This window comes from Thermostilla marina (assembly GCF_054657455.1).
Map to the genome: position 1 here is coordinate 3,701,072 of NZ_BAAHYR010000001.1, position 19,336 is coordinate 3,720,407.

Below are 19,336 nucleotides of genomic sequence, written 5' to 3' on the forward strand. Positions count from 1 at the left end.
CGACCGTCATGTATCGGCTCACCATTCCCTTGGGAGCGAGGGGGATTATAGGGAACGCGTTTCATCGACACAAGAGAAACACTCCCCACCTCATTCTGCACATCCTTCGCATTTTTCCAAGTTGCCGCATACCACCACAGCCGTCCATAACCACAGCACCGGCATCAACGGGGCGCGCATGCGCATATTGCTCCAAAACAGGGTGTGAGCCCCTGATAATGCAACCGCGCACGCAAGTCCGGGCCAAAGAACCCATCCGTTCTTCCACACGCTGCGATACTTTGAATACCGCCACCGGCGAAATATTCCGAGGACGAAAGCCCCCGTCCAGCCGAGATACCATGCCCCAACCAAACCGCGAATCGCCGTTCTGTGCCACGACTCGTGCTCGTTCAATCGATGGGGAAGTGGTGACCAGAAGCGACCGAATCGAACGACACATGCCCACGCGAAGCCCGCCGGATCGTCCTGAATGGCGCGAAACGCCAGACGGTACGCCGTTCGATCGGCGCAAACCTCGTCACCCCGGCACGCCCGGCGTCGTGATTCCCAATGCAAATTGAACTCCTCGGCATTCCACACAGGGGATTCGCTGCCCCTCAAAAAGTCGTAGAACCACGGGTTGTTTGCCAGATAGAGCGTATAACCGCCGTGCGTCGTTCCCACGACCGGATAACCTAGTGCGAGGATATTTCGCCCCACCCACGGTGCCAACGCCGCTGCACAACCGGCTGCGATGACAACACTTACACCGACGGCTCGTTTCAACCGCCGAAGTCGCATCTCTCCCTTCGTCACGCCGACCACCGCGAGCAAGGGTAGCCCGACGATCCCGAGGGCCCCCCAGAGCAAGAACGTGGGGCGACACAGGCACGTCAGCCCCAAGAGGATGCCGGTGAACCCGCCCCCAAGGGCGATTCGCGGCCACGGAACGGATTCGCCGGATTCTCGCTCCGTGCCCAAGTCCCGGAACACCATGCGTTGGGTCGCTTCCCAAACTGCGACGGTCGCCATGACGAGAAAGGCCGCTGCCGTTTCGGTCATTATCAACCGCGATTGGGCCGCAAGCAGCGGATCGAGAAGCACCAGTGCCGTGGGTACCGCCGCGAACCTTCCCAAGCCGTGTCGGCATCCCATCACCCACACGAGCGCCGCCGTCGCCAAGCCGAGCACGAAATGGCAACATCCCAACCGAACGGCGAATCCCGGACGATCTGGGCGCAACACCGCCAACAACAGGGGGTACAACGGCGGCCGGTAGGCGGTGGGGCGGGTACCGTACCCAAAGACACCCTCGGTCACGAGGTTTGTAGCCACCAACCGATAACCGTCCGGATCGTCAGCGAAAGCACCGGGACCAAACACGAGTGCCGCGCGCAATATGATTCCCAGTGCCAAGCCCGCAATCGCGAGTTTGTGCATCCAACGGGTCTGATACGCAGAAGCGTTCCACGCCATCGGCTATCAGCTCATTGAAGGAACGGCAGTCGGCAAAAATGATCGCTATTTAGGTAATTTAACTCATACCTGAAGACGTCCCCGCGATTGTTTCCGCACTTCGCGCCGTCGTGGGGAAGTGCTATCCTGAGTTATCTGTAACGACTTCACCTCGAGCCGCATCCAAGCGGCAGAGGACGATGTAATCGTCGGGGACGTACACGCCGCATCGTCGTACGACCGCCAAGCAGCCTCGCGCTCGGCGCAGGGGTGGAAGCATTCGGCGAGCGGTGAACCGTTTGAGCTTTTGTTTTCCAGATTCCAATGTACGGAGTGAGGTACCATGCCCGCGACTGTCAACGTCGAAACCTGCAACGGTTGTGGTGAGTGCGTCGAGGCCTGCCCGTTGGACGCGATCTCGATCGAAAACGACAAGGCCGTCGTCGATCCCGATAGCTGCAGCGACTGCGGCGCCTGCGCCGACGTCTGCCCGACCGAGTCGATCACCGTCGAGTGATCCACCGTTCAACCGCCGGAGGCAAACGGAAAATACCGACGGAATTCACACATCGTAGAGACCGCGCCTGCAAGCGCGGTCTCTCCTTTTGCGCGGCAACGAACACTCATCCGCTCAGGCAGGTTTGCGGACACTCCACGTCCAATGTCGGTCGCTGGTCATCGTTACGGTTTGCGGATCGATACCCATCGCCTCCGCGAGCTCGCGTACTTCTTCCACCCGCAGTGCGGCGCGTAACGAATCGGCAAACATCTTCTGCTGAAAGGCGCTTTCGTTGCCGGTATAGGTCTGAACGAGCGATGTCAGTTCTTCCTCGTCGTTCGGTCGCGCCAAATCGCGAAAGAAGAACAGTCCGCCCGGCGCCGTGATTCGCCACGATTCCCGCAGCACTTCCGACGGTTCGGGAATGTGGTGCACGATACTGTTGGAACACACCGCCGGCACACTTCCGTCGCGAAACGGCAATCGCCGCGCATCGCACTGCACGAGGACGATTCGCTCACTCATCGAGTGCGTGACGACGTTTCGCCTGCCGACACGCAGCATGTGCCGGGCAATATCGACACCGACGACCTTTCCCGAGAAACGACTACGACACAACTCGATAGGAATCAGCGCCGTTCCGGTTCCCACGTCGACCGTGAAGTCGACGTCGCCCCCCGATTCCAAGAAGTCGCGAACGAACACACGATTCACCTCGGCGTGGTCCATGCTGTTGTACGATTCCGCCTCGGTCGGCGTATCCATCGCCTCGGTTTCCAACACACGCTCGAGCATGACGACACCTCGACCTCCCACCTGTAGCGTCACGATGCCACCGCGTCGGCGATCTTACCGTCGGCCGCGTCGTTTCGCAAAGCGAGGTCGCAGGCTTCACAGACCATGTCGCTGGTGACGGCCAACATCACGCGTCGCGGTGCGTTGCGTCGTTCACGCGACGTTCCTTCGAATCGCACGGCTTGAACCGACACATTCCCCTTGCCGTAAGGCCCGTTCCGTTCGGCGGGCATCGGCCCGTACAACCCCACGCAGCGAGTCCCCAATGCCGCGGCGATGTGCAGCGGTCCGGTGTCCGAGGCGACGAACAACCGCGCACGCCTAGCCAGGGCGGCCAGTTCCCGAAGCGACGTATCAGGAGCCAAAATCGCCGCCGATGCCGCCTCACGAACGATCGTTTCCGCCCACTCTCGCTCTTGCGATCCCGCCCATACGACGACGCTCGGCAACCCATGTTGTTTGAAAACGTATTGGGCAACCTCGGCAAACCGATGAGGGCACCACAATTTCGACGGCCACCCCGCCCCGGGATTGATGATTACGTATCCGCGAGGCGACAAGCCGACTTCGTTCAGCCATTGCGCAACCCGTTCGGCGGCGTGCACGTCTTCGGGAATGTCGAAAACCACTCTCGGACGACGGATCCCCAATGCTTCGAGCAGTTGGAGATTGTGGTCGATCACATGCGGGCCGACCGTTTTCACCAGCACGTTGTTCAGCCAAGAGCTGGCTTCGCGTCCCGCAGGCGGACAAAAACCGATGCGAAATCGCGCACCGCTCAGCCAGGCAGCCACGGCGCTCTTACTCAACCCTTGGACGTCGATCGCGATATCGAACCGCAACGCCCGCAGGCGATTACGTAAGCGAACGACTTCTCCCGGACGTTTCAACCAGCGGCGGGGAACAACGATCCGTTCGTCCAACGCCCGATGCCCTTCCAAAAGGTCCCCTGATCGCCCTTCCACAACCCAGGCTAAAAACGCATCGGGAAACCGCTCGCGCAAGGCACACAAAACCGGCAACGTGTGGATCGTGTCGCCGATCGCCGTCAAACGGCAAATGAGAATCCGCGGTCGCGCGGGCAAGGAAAGCTGCATCGGCAAGGCCCTCGATCGTGAAGTGCGGAAACTCCGTCACGACCGCAGGATACCAGAGAATCGCCTCCCACGCAGCGCCGATCGACGCGGCCGGGTTCCGCTAGGCAGTGCGTCGTTGGGCTTGTTGCTGCCGATAGAGCTGTTTGAGCCGCTTCTTCTCCTCTTTGGTGAGCTTGCGATTGGGTAACGACACCGGAACGGAAGCCCCGGTGGTGTTCTGGGTAGTCGTTTGTCGCGTTCGCTTGGCAGGACGCGACGGCGGCACCGGCTGGGCGTCGGCTGCGGCCAAGAATCCGGCCAAAAAAGCATTCGTTCCCTCGTTTGCGCTGCTCGCCCGCGAGAGTGCCGGGGGCGTCTTTCGCTTTGTCTTGCGTCGCACTGCCTTGGAACGACCGCGCGGGTGAGGCGGATGGACCACAAGCGTTTCCTCCGGCGATTGCCGCAGCAGCCTAGGCCCCCGAACGGGAAGAGACGGCCGCGACGCACGCCGAAACCACCGCCGAAAGAACCCGCGACGCGGTTCGACCTCGAGTTCACCCGCAACCGACCGGCGCAAGATAGCAGGCGCAGGATAGAACCCTTCGGCTTGCAGTAAGATGAATCGAGCATGTACCATCATCGCCGCAGCAATCAGCGTGTGCCCGGCCAACTCGCATCCTTCTTCGACCATTACCCGAACGGCGCCGCCCAACTCGGCAACCTGGGGCACTTGCGGAAACTGACTCACCGTGGCCGCCACGTAACACACGCCTGCCAGCAGGAATATCGCCGCTCCGACCCAATCGCGACGCATGTCGATCAACAGCCGAATTCCCACGGCCGACAACACCACCGCATAGAGAGCGATCCACCACAAACTCCCGTCGCCCAAAATGTAGCTGTGGGTGATCGACACCATCACGTCGCGAAATGCCAGATGCAACCCGGCCGACTCGTCGACAGCCATGAACAGCCACACGACGGCAGCCCACCCCCAAATGCGGTAAGTACCGGCATAGTCGTCGACGCGATACGAGCGAATCGACAAGACCAGGTACGCAAATAGAGCCGCGAACATCAGGGCGACGGCGGAATACACGCCGGCGAGGTTGGCCGGCCCGTCCAAATCGAAGCACTGCAACCCATTAGGGAAAAAGCGGTTACCGGCCAGGCCCAACGTCTGATAGGCCGCCAACAAACCCGCCACCGTGGCCCCCGCCAGCACGAGCAGCCCCCCGATGCCGATCCAGCGTCGCGGAATGTAATCGATCAGGCGGGGAAAATCATCCAGGAAGGATGCGCTCCCGTAGGCATGCACGACCAAGGGAGCTTCGTCCGCGTCGTATCCCGAAGTCGTTGCCCGACGATCCGGCTGGTGCAGCACGAGTTCCTGCAACACGCGACGGCGGCGTGCATCTCGTGAATGATCCCACAGCGGCATAGCGGTATTACCTTGTAAACGTGGGCGAACGAAAGGTTGGTGCTCTCTTCGCGTCCGGGTCCGATGGCAGGATCTGACGGCTTGCGGAGAGTGCCGCGCGGAGGCCGCCTTTGGTCGGCGCACTCGCGAACCCCGGCCGCGCCGATCGGCTATCTAGTCCCCCTTTCGGCCGACGAAGCGGCCTTTGTCCACCCGAGACGGGAAACGCGGTCAAGTCTTTCCAGATCCGCCCCGCAAATAGCACGAAACCGACCAAACCACCCCAAACTACCCAGTTTTCCTGCGTGCAGTTCGCAAGAATGACGCCTCCGATGCGAATACGCTGGAAGAGGTTGCACCGTTTCGGTATCCTAGGGTCAACCGCCGGGGGGCACGGAACCGGTCGAATTTGCCCCGGCATCTTGTCGTTCACAAGAGAGGAGTCGCCCTGATGTTCCCGTTCCTGACGGCTCAAGTTCCTCCCTGGATGATCTGGGCGGGCATCGCGGTTGTGGCCGGGTTGTTCCTGCTGGTGTTCATTATCATCCTCTTGATGTACGGCTCGCTCTGGTTCCAGGCGTACATGTCCAGCGCTCGGATCTCGATCCTAAGCCTGGTCGGGATGAGTCTTCGTCAGGTGAATGCCCGCTTGATTGTCAAAGCCAAGATCATGGCCGTGCAGGCCGGTCTCAGCAGCAGCCGCGAGGGCGGTGTGACGACCCGCAAGCTCGAAGCCCATTATTTGGCCGGCGGCAACGTGATGAACGTCATCAGCGCCTTGATCGCGGCGCATCGTGCCCAGTTGCCGCTCACTTTCGACCAGGCGGCAGCCATCGACCTGGCCGGGCGCGACGTGCTCGACGCAGTGCGGACGAGCGTCTACCCGAAAGTCATCGACTGCCCCGATCCGCGTTCGGGCCGACAAATGCTCTCGGCCATTGCCAAAGACGGTGTCGAACTACGCGTGCGCGCCCGCGTGACCGTTCGAACGAAGATCGAATCTCTCATCGGTGGTGCAACGGAAGAAACGATCATCGCTCGCGTGGGCGAGGGAATCATTACCTCGATCGGTTCGGCGAATACGCATCTCGAGGTGCTGGAGAATCCGGCGATGATTTCCCGAGCCGTCCTCGACAAGGGATTGGACAAGGCAACCGCGTTCCAGATCGTGTCGATCGACATTGCCGACATCGTCGTGGGGCAAAACATCGGCGCACGGCTCCAAGCCGATCAGGCCGAAGCCGACATGCGGGTCGCCCGTGCCAAGGCTGAAGAACGACGTGCCTTGGCGATGGCCCGCGGTCAGGAGATGCGAGCGAAAGTCGCCTACAATCGTGCTCAGGTGGTCGCCGCCGAGGCCCAAGTTCCCCTTGCCATGGCCGAGGCCTTCCGCCAAGGGCGTATCGAGCGATTGGCGTCGATTACCGGCCACGGACCGACGATGCCGCCTCCATCGCAAGGCTCCGAATAGAACCGGCCCGGCGATGCAGTCGGTTTGTCGAGCGCATGGCCCGGACCCCACCATCGGGCCGTCCGTCAGGGCGACGCTGCGGAAATTCCGAACCGCATCGGCGGGGCACCGCGCTGGTGTGCCCCGATGTCGGGCTTGCTCACTCCCTGGGGACTGAAATTGGGAATTGCTTCTCCGGCCGCCACGCCGAGACTCGTCGGTGAGAGTCGAAATTTGCCGGTCATCGTGTCTCGATCGAAGCCGGCTCCCGGTTCGTACACCGGCACACCGCGAATACCATGCGGTTCGGCACCGTCAGGAATCCGCCCGTTGTACAGATCGTAATCGTAATCATTGTTCGTGTTTTGCGGTGCTTCGCTCAGCGATCTTCCTTCGGGCGATCGTACCTCGAGAATGTTGTTCCGCGAAATCGTGTGTTTGACGATGCGATTCCCGCCCAATCCGCCGGTAGGCAACCAACCGTCGCCGCGGAACATCGTGTTGTGAAAGACATACGTATAGCCTCGAATCCACTCTTCACCGTGAGCGTACCCCATCTTCAGGAAGTTGCCGCCGCCTGCCTCGGGCTGCGACTGGCTGCGTTCGACGACGTTGTTCCAAATGTACAGAGGCCCGATCGAACTCGCCGCATTGCCGATCATCATCATCGACTGATAGATGTAGTTGTTCCACACACGGACATTACGGTTACTCCCTTCGATCTCGAGCCCGTCGTCCCAGCAATAGCCGATGAAGTTTCCGTAGATGTCGGAATCGTGACTGGGTGATCCCCGGTAGCTCGCGTTGCTCCCGCCGCCGATGACGTCGTTGTACATGTGTTCGAGGTCGGAAAAGCACTCGTTGTAGCGGATAACGTGATTTCCCGCCGTGTTGAACAGCGAGATACACTGCGGTCCGCGGGTATGGGTGGGATGAACCGGCTCGTACCATGTACTGCCGTCGTAGGTCGGATGGTGCATTCGGCAACGCTGCACGATCAACCGCGACAGCGTGGACGAGCGCGAAAGGATCGCCGAATCCATGTTGAATCCGAAGCCGCGTTCGGGATCGAGACGCCCCCAGTCGGAGATGTCGCAATCTTCGATCACGATGTCGTGTCCGCCGTCGATCCGAACGGCGCCGATCGGCGATCCGCTCTTGTTCGACTCGCTACCTGCTCCCTTGAGCGTGAAACCTCGCACGATCACGTACGACGCGTCGATCGTGATGCAGGCATCGTGCCGGTGTTTCACGTCGATGACGGCACCTCTTCCGTCGTAAACGCGCCAGGCGTCGGGAGATCCCGATTCGTCGATGACCAGCGGTTCGCTTCTCGACGTCACGCGAACCGTCTTCCCTTCGGGAAAATGTTCGTTCCACGTCGTGCATTCGCACCGTGTCGACCGATTCGTTCCTTCGAGCGTCAACTCGATTTCGTACGTCGTATTCGGCTGCAAATGAACGATGCTGCCGCGATAGTCGGCCAAGTCCTCGTCGGTATCGTCGATCGGATTGTAGCGCATCGGCAATCCGGCTCGCCATTCCGCGGATCCTTTCTCGCGAAACCGCACGAGAACGTCGCGTTCCCGCGTCCCTCCCGGCGGCGACCAGTACAACCCGATGCAGTGAAACGTCGGATAAGCGATCGGCTCCGTGACCGGCGGAGCCCCGATCACACAATCGGCACAGAAAACGGTCCCCAGGCAACAAAGCCATGCGGCCCAATGACGGAACATGATTCGTCCTCCCCCACAACGAAACACCACGGCAACACCCCTGTTGCCGACATCTCACAGTTCGATTGCCCGCCCCCATTCCGACACGTCAGGGTTGCATGATCTCGGGCAACCAAACCGGCAAAGACGCCGTTTGGGCCTTCGCCGCTTCCGAAACGGGAAATCCCCACTTTTCAAAGTAGGTCGTCAAGTCGCGACCTGCCGTCCGCGACAGCATCACGATGAACATGTCGCGTTTTTCATCGTCATTTCGAGGCCGCATGGTCGGAGGCAATTGCTGATAGGCACGGAACGTGTCGCGGTAAAGCTCCCAACCGAATTCCCGCTGCAACAAACGAAACGTCTGCAACCCCAAGAACGGATCCCGACGCCACTCGTCGAACGGCGCGCCTTTCGCCAGGTGCTCTTTCAGCCGTTTCTCACAGTACTCCCACCTCGCCTCTCGTCGCAGGTTTTGATTGCCGCACAACTTCTCGATGCAATAGAGCGTGAAAAAGTTGCACGACACTTCGACACTGCCGCCGAATACCCACCACGACGACTGATGGTTGTGCCCCAATTCGTGGAAAAAGCCCCACACGTCGCCGTGACCGTTTGTTCGCAGGCGTTCGAGGTCGACCATCACGCGCGCCGATCGGTACTGCACCATGATCGGGTATCCCGAGTGCATGTACCCGGCCGAAATTTGCACATCGGGAACGATTCGCTCGGGCGACCGCCGCTGAGTGGTGGCGGCCAATTCGTCCTGGCACTCCACCACGCGATCCCAGAACGTCATCAACGCCTCGGGATCGTCGAGATTGCGAATCAACTCCGCGGGTACGGTCAGAATCATCTTCCGGCCCGCCAATTCTGCCCATGGAGCCGGAAGCGATCGCAGTTCGTCGCGCCATTGTGCATTCGTTGTTCGCCCCAACACGAAGTACGGCGACGGCACAGCCCCCATGATCTGCACGGCAAGCGGCGTTCTCGCGAGCGCAGCGGGCACCTCGTTCGGCACTTCGATATAGACGAGGCCGCCGAAAGGATTCGCTGCACCGACGACCGGCTTGTCGATCGGCACGGAAAGGGTGATTTCCGAAGGCCGCTTCTTCGGTTCACGCAACCGATCCTTGTGACAGCCGATTCGCAATCGCAGGTTTGCTTTTGCCCAGGCCGGCGGAACCTGTACCTGCACCGCCTCACCCGGCGCCGCGTACACCCCTGTGCTGTGCCACCGCGGAATACTGCAATCGATGAGCACGTTTCGCACGATGCGCGGTGCATCTTCAGGCACGGTTCCCGGAAAGGCTTCGGCCGACGGATCCGGCGGCACGGCTTGCACGGGCTTATGCTTGATCGGCACGTCACGGCCCCAAGCCGCCCCCATCATCAACAGCGACGTGCTCAACGCAACCGAAGCAAAAAACCGTACATGCCTCGACCATTCGAAACGCACTCTCGACATGGCTTTCGTTAGACTCCTAAAAATCGAAGAAACGATGGACAGGCGGGACCTTCTGTCCGCGGATGGCTATTCAACGTGGAGCAACGCGCCGTTTCGAAACGGCCTTCGCCGTTCGACGAAAACGACATTGGTGAGCGTAATTGCACCGGTGCCGCAAAGCAACGTCGTAGGATTAGAAACAACGAACGCCGGAGCGAAGACGCATCACCAATGCAAGACGACGTCGAACGTTTCGCCCGTCTGAACAATCACCGGTTGATCCAACGTGATCACGACGCGTCGGCCTTCCTGGGTCACAGCATGCGGCAGCGTTCGCCCGGCGAGGGTCACTTCGGCTCGATCTGCTTCGACGCCTTCTGCCACATCCACGGCAAAGGTTTTCAATCGTAGTTTTCCCCAAAGGGGCGCGACGGTACACATTCCCTTGCTTTCCGTCCACAGTTGCCGGTAGGTGCCCCATCCCTCGGCCGCGGTGAAGGCCGCCTTGAAGTCCTCGGGCCGAATGCGAGGCGAGAACGCCATGTAGCCCTTTGGACCATGATATTCGAATCCGCACGCGGCGATGAAATGGCCGTAACCGGCCATCGAACGGGAATAGTGGATTCCCCATTCGATCTCACACCACGGATTCCGTTTCGAACCGTGATAGCGATCGTTGTGCATATACCATACGTGGGCCAGGGAATGATACGGCATTCCGTGCCACATCATGAGGCTGGTGGCCGCATACTCGTAGCCGTTCTGGCATTCGTTGTTGTAGGCGGCAAAGTGCGGATTGCCTTTCTTGAGCACCTCGCTTCCCCCGCGGGGCCACGTGCAAGCGATCAGGCCGCCTTCGCCCGGCATCGCAAACCATCGACCGGCGGGATGCGCTTCGCGGAACGGTCCCACATCCGTCGAGAAGTTATATCGCCACAGTGACTCGAGCGCCGTTCGCACCTTGACCGGATCCAGGATTTGCCCCAGTCCGACCTGGTACGCCCAGCTTTGCCCGAAGAGCTGGCTGTATTCGCATCCGTTGTAAATACCGGGCGATTCAGGATGCTCCGGATCAGCCTCGTGGAAGAAGTATTCGCCGTTGAAAAGGTGGTTTTCGATGTACTCACGTCCCTTGTCCGCCGTTTGGCGACAGAAAGCGGCATATTCATGATCGCCGACCTCGTCGGCCATCTCGGCCGTCGCCCGCAGTGCCGCCGTGTAATGCAAGCTAAGCCACGTGACCTTTCCGTACCATGCGGCATCCAATGTGTTGTGTTGCGGGCCGGTCAAAATGCCGTCGTGATCGGCGTCACGTGCTTGTGTGAGCCCCTGCATCGCACGTTTGACGCCTGGATAGACGCGTTTCAACCACGAATCGTCGGGCGACATCTGATGACACAAATACGTCCTCAGGATGACGCCCGATTGTCCGTCGACAGCCAGTCCGCCGGTAAACCAGCGAAAATTGATGATTCCGTCGTCGTCCATGGCGCCGCCGTCTTTACGATGGCGAAAGTCGACTTGTTCCCGCAAACTCTTCTCCAAGTCGGGAAACAGCCTTCCCATCGCCTGCACGTAGCCCCAAACGTGCGTGCACGTCCCAGGCCCTTGGTTTCCGCCTTCCGTTCCGTAGAAGAGCCGATCGCGGAACAACGTCGAGGTACTCGACGCCAAGATCGAGGTGTTCAAGAACGTGCGATCGAGGAACCAATACGGCAACGTCGAATCGTACCAAGTCTTGCGCCACAAGCGAGTGGTCGAGGCGAGCTCCTCGAATCGATCGATGACGAAGTCCGAGACGGCTGCTGCATCGACGAATCGTTTCGCGTAGTAACGGGTTTCGGGCTTACCTTGCAACACGAGTGTTGTCGGAAAGTGCCACGTAAGCAGGAATGTCACCTGTCGTTTTTCGCCCGGGTCAAGCGACACTCGCCGCCCAAGTTTGCCGACGAACGGTTCGGTCGCCGACAGCGAACATTCCGTATCTTCGCCCGGCAGTGCAAATGTTTCTCCCGGACCGCCCAAGACAGCCAACGTCATAGTGCCGAAATCGGGCAACGATTCGAGATCCACCGGTTGCGTCGGGCGATCGGTCAGTACGATGTCGTCGACGAGCACATGCCCCCAGCCGCCCGTTTCTGCGTCGACGATTTCGATGACGGCCTGCTTTCCCTGATACCGGCTAAGATCGAGAACCGCCGGCGCAAGCGTCTCGGAATTCCTGCCGGTGGCGGCGGCAACGATTCGGCCCTCGACAAGCACGTTCACGCACGTCTTGCCGGGATGATTCCCGCCGCCGATCAACAGTGACAAGTATTTTCGGTCGATCGTAAACGGCTGTGACGTCAGCTTGCCGGTTGCACGATCGCTGACGCGCGAAGCCGTGTTCCCGTACATCGAATCGGCCAGCCGTTTGCCGTGGTATCCGCGCAACGGCTGCTGATGGTAGTTCGGCACGCCGTCTCCGGTGAACGCGTCGCCCTGGATCGTCCAATTCACAAACCCTTTTTCAAAATCTTCCAGCACGATATCGTCGCGCCGCGTCGCGGACGAATCGGCTTTTGCCGCCTCCGCCGTACACACGAGCCGCAACCCGCCGTTTTCGAGCGGCTCGACATGGTTGCGCAGTGTTCCTTCCAGGCCGCGTTTCCGCGATCCGATCAAGACTGCATTCTCCATCCATCCGCTCAACTCGACGGCCACCTTATCGGCCGAGGTATTCTCGACCGTGTAACACAGTACGGTCGCGGGCAAACTCGAATCATCCAAATCAAGCGGAATGAACGGCGAAAACGCCTCGAGACGCACTTCCACCGGCAATTCCGGGTCGCGGTACGTCACCTCGCCGATGGGATACTGGCCCAGAAAGGCGATATCGCGAATGCCGTCGCGATCGAGTGTCTTGGTGATTTTGCCTTTGTCGGTCACGACACTTACGGCAAACCCCTGCTCGATTGCGAGAGCCCCCTTTTCGTTCGGTTTGCTGCGTTCGTACGGATACTGATACGCGTCGACCCCCTTCAAATGGCCGATCTTGTAATTGAGATTAAAGATATCCCAAAACCACAACTTACCGTCGCCGCCCAGGTACAACTGGCCGGCGCACAATCCGCCGATCGGCATGCCGATGTACTCGAAATTCTTCGAGTTTTCGCGGGTATAGATGATCGGTTTTCCCCGAGCCGTCAACACCTCGGGAAAGCTATCAGGGAATCGCTTCACGACCTCCGTCTTTCCCCCGTTGTCGAGCATCAGGCTTGCCATGATTTCGTCGGGAGACGGATGATTCCCGATTTCAGCCGCATAGCTCGTCTCCATCACGGCGGCAAGGCAACACACCACGACGGCCGTCGTTACAAGTACCCGCGTCTTTTTCTTCATCATGTGTCTCGCATTCAATACATACCCCAGTGAACGCACCATTCGACCTCGCTCGTTTACCACTCATAAACCCACGCGTACGTCGTGTACGTGGTCGGCGGCGCCCTCCAGGTTTGCAGCCGAGGATTGTGGCGTTGATTCCCGATTTGCTCTCCGCAACGCAGTGTGAGTCGTAACCCTTTTTGGAAAAAGATCGGATCTTCCTCGTGAAACCGGTATGCCGAAAAGCTGTGATCCTCTTTGTCCATGTGCGTCAAGCCGGCAACATCCGTGTGGTACATGCCGCGGTTGAAGAAATACGTGCCGAGGAAGTAATCTTCCAGCCCCGAAGAGAGCAACACCGGGTCGGTTGCCCCGTCAAAGTAAGCACGCACACAGCTTTCCAAGAATGTGAACGCCGTGCTGCGGGCCGCGATCGTGACTTGATAAAGCATTCCCGCCGACTCGACATCGACGATGTCGAATTCCTCGAGCGGCTGGGCGGTGTAGTTCTCTCGCTTGTAGAGATGCAGCCGAGCCGTCTCCGGCAATCGCACGCCACCGAACTCGATCGGCATGTTTTCGACACCGCGGATGATGTACCAGAATCGTTTGTTCTTGTCGTCGCCGGGCGCCAATTGGGCCGTCACCCGCACACTCTTTCCGAACGGAATTCGGTACGTGTTGTAGACACCCGACGGTTGCCCCGTCTTGCCGATGCGTTTCGTTCCCCAGGGGGCGAATTCGTCGCGGAATCCGATACCGTGTCCCAGGAATAGTTCGAAATCGATCGAGGGACTCTCCTCGCCGTCCACATACACGCGGATTCGCGTCTCTTCCCATCCCGGCCAGTTGCCGCCGAACCACATGTGCGTCAAACAACCGGCTCCCTCGTAGGCGAACAATTCGGCCTCCGTCTTGCTTCCCTCGGTAAACGGATACACGGCTTTGCCGGAGGTTCCAAACGATTTCAATTTCGCGACATGAGTCGACGGCGATTCGGCCGAGACGCCGTGTCCGACAACCAAGACGGCTATCAGCGCCGCTGCTGCATACAGCCGACACTTCGAGAAAACCATTTCGTCGATCATTTTCGGCTCCTGTTTGCGCACAATATGCCCCTGATACGTCGTCGGCGACAACCGCCGACGCGCTTCGGAATCACCGCAGATACGATTGCCGGTCACCCGATACCGACAACCGCTACTTCTTCGCGTTCTCGAGCAGATCGACCATCGCTTCACCGAAAGCGTAGCCGATCAACGAAAAGATTTTCGCGTTTCCCAGGTAGTGATAAGGGGGCTGATTGCCCATCTTCGAGAACTTCTCTTGTGCCTCGGGATTGGTCCATCTCCGCTTGATCCAGTACGTTTTGACCAGATCGGCGGCAATTTTGTCCCAGTACTTCCACGTAGGCACCGAGGCCACATTGCCTTTGAATTCGGGGTAGTCGGCGACCGCCGCCTGGGCCTTGCGGATATCGGCCATCCGGGGATTCTCTTTCGCCGACTCTTCTCCCCCCACGCCAAGTTGGCCGACGACAAACGGCGCGTTCGGCACGCCCAAGTCTTTCCGCAAGTCGCGGATGAAACACGCCATGTTCTTTTCGTAGGCGGCGACACGATCGGCATTCACATAGTCGTTCCATCCCTGGAACCACACGAACCCTGCGATCTCGTATCCGCGATCGTCATAGTCAGGAATGATCTCCGGAAGCGCCGCTACCGCCTGCTTGACGATCTCGATCGTTTGCGTGTAGTAGGGGCCGACCTCTCCTCCGGCGCTGGGAGGCCGGAAATCGACGTCCAAGCTTTTTCCGCCCCAAGCGGCCTTGACGATCAATACGGGGTTTTCGAGATAGTCGCCCACAACGTGACCAAAAAACAGCTCCGGCCCGATCTTTTCGTCGTTGGCGCCAAAGCCGACGGTCAGCTTGCCGACTTTCAATTCGCCCTCACGACGCGGGTAATACACCCACACGTCGTCCCGTTCGACAAAGGTGCCGTCGGGCTTTTTCACCTTGGCCAGCAGATGGCCGTAGGTCGGATCTTCACCCAGCCAATCGAGCGTGCCGACCGCCCCTTGGCCCTGCATGTTCGATTGGCCGATGAGCACGAACACCTTGACGGGAAGATTGTCGGCAGCCTGTCCGCAGGCGGGAAACAGAAACAGACTCGCCAATACCAACGCAACGATTCGGGGGAACATCGTGGACGAACTCCTTCAAAAACCGAACTCGATCTCGACAACCTGTCGGAAGCGCAACACGTTTTCGTTTCGCCGTAACTGCGCCGCGCATCGCTGCCGGTTGCCGATATCGGGTCGGTCCGATCGCCCACGATGTCCTCATCGCAATAGGCGGCGGCCGATCACTCCTCGGCCGGCTCTCCAACGATCCCGATTTCGGCCGCCGACGCCCACGGATGACCGCCGACTTCCGACAACGTGCGGATGCGCACGTACCGGCCCGTTCGCGGGGAAAACTCGGCACTTTGCGGCTTCTTCGTTTGTTTGAACGTTACCTTAGCGGGCTCGATTCCGTCGAAGTCGGTCGAATCGGCCACGAAAACTTCGCATTCAGCAATCGTACCGTTGAAGCCCGAATCCTGCCGAGCCAAGTACGCGATCCCTCGAACGACATATCGCTTGCCCATATCGATCACCAGCTCGTGGGGATGACCATGCAGCTCCGGCGCAAATTCGCTATGCCACCACGTGGCGGGATCGCCGTCGATCGCGTGGATCGCCAAATGGCCGTTATGCTTCGATTCGCTGCTGACCGACACGATTTTCATTTGCCGGTAAGGTACCAATCCCTCTCGCGGCAAATCCGTTTTCACCTTGCTCTTCGGTTGCCCTTTCTGGTCGCCGAATTTCGCTTGCCGGTCTTTTTCGTTCAACTCGGGCTGAAGGAACGTCCCCGGCTCGGCGGGAACACTCGATGCCTCGGCATATGCGATCATCTTGGCGAGGATATCGGGATGCTCGGCAGCGACATTGGTCGTCTCGGAAATATCCTTCGACAGGTCGTAAAGCTCCCATTCGGCGTTCGTGCCGGGCTGGATCGCCTTCCAGTTTCCCATCCGAACCGCGCGCTGCTTCCCGTACTCCCAGTAAAGGAACTCGTGCTGTTGTTGCGCATGCCCGGCTTCATCTTCGCCGATCAATTCCGGCAAAATCGAAATGCCGTCGATGTCCTTCGGCGGCTCGACGCCCACCAGCTCCGCGATCGTGGGCATGATGTCGGGAAAATACCACAGCAGATCACTCACGCGCCCCGGCTCGATGTGTCCCGGCCATCGGGCGACAGCGGGCACGCGCAAGCCGCCTTCGTACAGGTTGCCCTTCCCACCACGGAATTCGACGCCGGTGATCGGATTAACATTCCCGGCATGAAAACCACGAGGATGCTGCGCATCGGCAAAGTACGGCGCGGCACCGTTGTCACCGGTCAAGAAAACCAGCGTTTTATCTTCGATCCCCAACTCCTTCAGCATCGCCAACAATTCGCCGACGTTCCGATCCACCATGTTCACCATCGCGGCATACACTTTGGCCTCGTGCGGCCAGGGCTTGTCTTTGTACAACTGCCACGATGGGTCGGTCTCGGGAATGTCGTGAATGCCGTGCGGCGGTGTGATGGGCAAGTAGCAAAAGAACGGCCGGTCGTGATTTTCACGAATGAACTTCTTGGCCTGTTCCCAAATCACGTAATGCGAATAGGTCTCGCCCACGCTCAAGCCGTGATTTCCGGGCAAAGGAACTTCTTTGCTGTTGCACAACAGGTAAGGCGTGTAGTAGGAGTGCGCATGCACCTGATCGTAATAGCCGAAGAAAATGTCGAACCCGTGTTTCTCCGGGACGCCCGTCGAACCGCGTCCGCCGATTCCCCATTTACCGAAACCGCCGGTGGCATAGCCCACCTGCTTGAGCATCGAGCCGATGGTCACTTCTTCAGCACGGATCGGGGTGCCGCCGGGATTGTTTCGAACAGAAGCGTGCCCCATGTGCTTGCCCGTCAATAAGGTGCAGCGGGTGGGCGCACAAACGGGAGCCCCTGCCAAAGCTTGGGTAAATCGAATACCTTCGGCCGCCATCCGATCAATGTTCGGCGTCTTGAAATGGGGATGCCCCATGCACGACAGCTCGTAATACCCCAACTCGTCGGAAACGATATAAACGATGTTGGGTTTGTCCGCGGCAGTCGCGAACCGGGCCGCCGAACCGCAGATAAAAAGGACGACCGTCGCCAGGATGATTGCCGAAAATCGACACACACTCATCGGGGAACCTCCTCCGGATGCGCCGACAACCGCTCGGCGACGCACGCCAAACGCGCTCCTCGCCGCCGACCGTGCATTGTCGACAAAGTAAAGCTAATCCGCCATGTTTGGTCAGTCAAGGATTTTCCGGCCACGCCGACACGATTATTCGCGCGATTGAACAACAACGAACAGCGGAAACACCGCTCTGCGGCAATTTGAAAAATCGCACCGCAATCTCGTTTGAGCGCCGCGAAGCGCACTAGCCGGCGCGCAATGACCGCCTCGACAATTCCATGTCGGCTGTATCCTTCGGCGCAGCAGGAAACTCACCGAGGAATTCTCGCAGGACAGCCGTTTCGCCCGAACGAAACGCCCTTGCTTCGTCACGAAACGGCGGCAAGGCACTGTTGCATATAGCGCAGACTGTCGCGAGCAAGGCGTTCGATACCCGGTGAATAATCGAACACTTCGACCGACACCCAACCGCGATAATCGATCTCGCGAAGCGCTTGGAAGATGGGTACGAAATCGACCTCACCGAACCCGGGCCCTTGCCGGTTCGGGTCGTTCGCATGGAAGTGCGCCAAGTATTGCGCGTTCTGCCGGATGACTTCAGGGATCGGTTGCGGCTCGGTCGACATCGCCTTGCAATCCAGGTGCAAACGGACGTTCGGCGAACCGATTCGCTCGATCAGTCGCACGGCTTCTTCGGCCGTCGTCAAAAAATTCGTTTCTTCAGGCCCAAGCGGTTCCAAGGCCAGTACGACGTTTGCGCGCTCGAATTCCGGCAGCGCAGCCGTAATCACTTCGACGGCGTGATCAACCGCCTGTTCGTAGGTCATGCCCGGCTCGATATTCCGCTGTTGCGGGGACCCGAACACGAGAACGCGACCTCCCAACTCGGCGCATGCGCGAGCCAACGCGCCCAGGTACTCAGCCGTACGCCGGCGCACGTCGGCGTCGGCGGTCGTCACGTGAAACCCTTCCGTCTTGGCCAGCAGCCAGTGCAACCCCACACATTCCAACCCGGCCGATTCGATCGCCTTACGGATCTCGGCCTTGCGTGCCGCAGAAAGATCGGTAATCAACGGCGCAAGCGTAAACGGCGCAATCTCAATTCCTCGATAACCGCATTCCGCAGCGAACGCGAATCCTTCCTCCAACGAACGATCTTGAAACGTTTCGTTACAGACGGCCCAACGCATGAGGATCGCACTCCTTGGCAGGTTCGGGGAGATTTCGGGGCGAAAGACAGCCGAAAAGATAGTGTGTAGAATACCGGCAAGGTGGCCCGTCGGCCACCCCCACGCCATCGCGAATCGCGGATGTAATCCGAGCGATCAACCTTCCAGCTTCACGTTACCGCATTGCCTCATGATCCGACCAAACGATCCGCCCGAACACGACCAGCTACCGCACGTGCACTTCATGCGATTGGCTTTGAAGCAAGCCAAAGCGGCTTTCGAGGCCGACGAAGTGCCGGTCGGCGCCGTAATCGTGCACCAGGGGCGAGTGATCGCCGCGGCCCACAATCAACGGGAACAACTTCGTGATCCGACGGCGCACGCCGAGATGATCGCCATCACGCAAGCGGCCGAATCGCTCGGCTCGTGGCGACTGGACGATTGCATTTTGTATGTCACACTCGAACCGTGCCCGATGTGCGCCGGTGCGATCGTCCAAGCCCGGATTCCGACGGTCGTTTACGGTGCCGCCGATCCGAAGGCCGGTGCCGTTCAATCGCTCTACTCCCTACTGACCGACCAGCGATTGAATCATCGCTGCGAAGTCGTTCCCGGAGTCGAGGCGGAGGCTTGCGGCGCGATCCTCACCGAGTTCTTCCGCCGCAAGCGGGCCGAAGGCAAGAAATGA

The 19,336-nt window shown here is 59.5% G+C and carries 14 protein-coding genes; 3 read left to right on the forward strand and 11 right to left on the reverse strand.

Going from position 1 to position 19,336, the window contains the following annotated elements:
* Positions 1–90 precede the first annotated feature (90 nt).
* Positions 91–1,458, reverse strand: coding sequence for a phospholipid carrier-dependent glycosyltransferase (locus tag ACYQ2I_RS13510; protein ID WP_460167546.1), 1,368 nt, complete (start codon positions 1,456–1,458; stop codon positions 91–93).
* Between the two features lie 322 nt (positions 1,459–1,780).
* On the opposite strand from ACYQ2I_RS13510, the gene ACYQ2I_RS13515 reads away from it, so the two are divergent.
* Positions 1,781–1,954, forward strand: coding sequence for a ferredoxin family protein (locus ACYQ2I_RS13515; RefSeq protein WP_460167547.1), 174 nt, complete (start codon positions 1,781–1,783; stop codon positions 1,952–1,954).
* A gap of 114 nt (positions 1,955–2,068) precedes the next feature.
* Here the strand turns inward: ACYQ2I_RS13515 and ACYQ2I_RS13520 are convergent, their stop codons facing one another.
* The 3 genes from ACYQ2I_RS13520 to ACYQ2I_RS13530 form a co-directional block, all read right to left on the reverse strand.
* Complete coding sequence (locus ACYQ2I_RS13520) at positions 2,069–2,731, reverse strand: class I SAM-dependent methyltransferase (protein ID WP_460167548.1); 663 nt, start codon at positions 2,729–2,731, stop codon at positions 2,069–2,071.
* Positions 2,732–2,760: 29 nt separating this feature from the next.
* Complete coding sequence (locus ACYQ2I_RS13525) at positions 2,761–3,828, reverse strand: glycosyltransferase family 9 protein (protein ID WP_460167549.1); 1,068 nt, start codon at positions 3,826–3,828, stop codon at positions 2,761–2,763.
* A 100-nt stretch (positions 3,829–3,928) separates the two neighbouring features.
* Positions 3,929–5,248 (reverse strand): hypothetical protein, encoded by a 1,320-nt coding sequence (locus ACYQ2I_RS13530; protein WP_460167550.1) that lies wholly within the window; start codon positions 5,246–5,248, stop codon positions 3,929–3,931.
* A 430-nt stretch (positions 5,249–5,678) separates the two neighbouring features.
* Here ACYQ2I_RS13530 and floA point away from each other — a divergent pair, with 430 nt between their 5' ends.
* Positions 5,679–6,698, forward strand: a complete 1,020-nt coding sequence (gene floA / locus ACYQ2I_RS13535; protein ID WP_460167551.1) for a flotillin-like protein FloA — start codon at positions 5,679–5,681, stop codon at positions 6,696–6,698.
* 65 nt (positions 6,699–6,763) lie between these two features.
* Here floA and ACYQ2I_RS13540 read toward each other — a convergent pair whose 3' ends face one another.
* The 7 genes from ACYQ2I_RS13540 to ACYQ2I_RS13570 form a co-directional block, all read right to left on the reverse strand.
* Entirely contained in the window at positions 6,764–8,413 is a 1,650-nt protein-coding gene (locus ACYQ2I_RS13540) for a right-handed parallel beta-helix repeat-containing protein (protein WP_460167552.1), read from the reverse strand.
* A gap of 88 nt (positions 8,414–8,501) precedes the next feature.
* Positions 8,502–9,860 carry a M60 family metallopeptidase gene (locus tag ACYQ2I_RS13545; protein WP_460167553.1) on the reverse strand — a complete coding sequence of 453 codons (1,359 nt, stop codon included), beginning with the start codon at positions 9,858–9,860 and terminating at the stop codon, positions 8,502–8,504.
* A 204-nt stretch (positions 9,861–10,064) separates the two neighbouring features.
* The gene (locus ACYQ2I_RS13550) at positions 10,065–13,262 is read right to left on the reverse strand and encodes a GH116 family glycosyl-hydrolase (protein WP_460167554.1); all 3,198 of its coding nucleotides are present in this window, start codon (positions 13,260–13,262) and stop codon (positions 10,065–10,067) included.
* Between the two features lie 14 nt (positions 13,263–13,276).
* Complete coding sequence (locus ACYQ2I_RS13555) at positions 13,277–14,290, reverse strand: DUF2961 domain-containing protein (RefSeq protein WP_460167555.1); 1,014 nt, start codon at positions 14,288–14,290, stop codon at positions 13,277–13,279.
* A 112-nt stretch (positions 14,291–14,402) separates the two neighbouring features.
* Complete coding sequence (locus ACYQ2I_RS13560) at positions 14,403–15,407, reverse strand: sialate O-acetylesterase (RefSeq protein ID WP_460167556.1); 1,005 nt, start codon at positions 15,405–15,407, stop codon at positions 14,403–14,405.
* A 161-nt stretch (positions 15,408–15,568) separates the two neighbouring features.
* Positions 15,569–17,482 carry a sulfatase-like hydrolase/transferase gene (locus tag ACYQ2I_RS13565; protein WP_460167557.1) on the reverse strand — a complete coding sequence of 638 codons (1,914 nt, stop codon included), beginning with the start codon at positions 17,480–17,482 and terminating at the stop codon, positions 15,569–15,571.
* A gap of 365 nt (positions 17,483–17,847) precedes the next feature.
* The gene (locus ACYQ2I_RS13570) at positions 17,848–18,669 is read right to left on the reverse strand and encodes a sugar phosphate isomerase/epimerase family protein (RefSeq protein ID WP_460167558.1); all 822 of its coding nucleotides are present in this window, start codon (positions 18,667–18,669) and stop codon (positions 17,848–17,850) included.
* A gap of 169 nt (positions 18,670–18,838) precedes the next feature.
* On the opposite strand from ACYQ2I_RS13570, the gene tadA reads away from it, so the two are divergent.
* Positions 18,839–19,336, forward strand: coding sequence for a tRNA adenosine(34) deaminase TadA (gene tadA, locus ACYQ2I_RS13575; protein ID WP_460167559.1), 498 nt, complete (start codon positions 18,839–18,841; stop codon positions 19,334–19,336).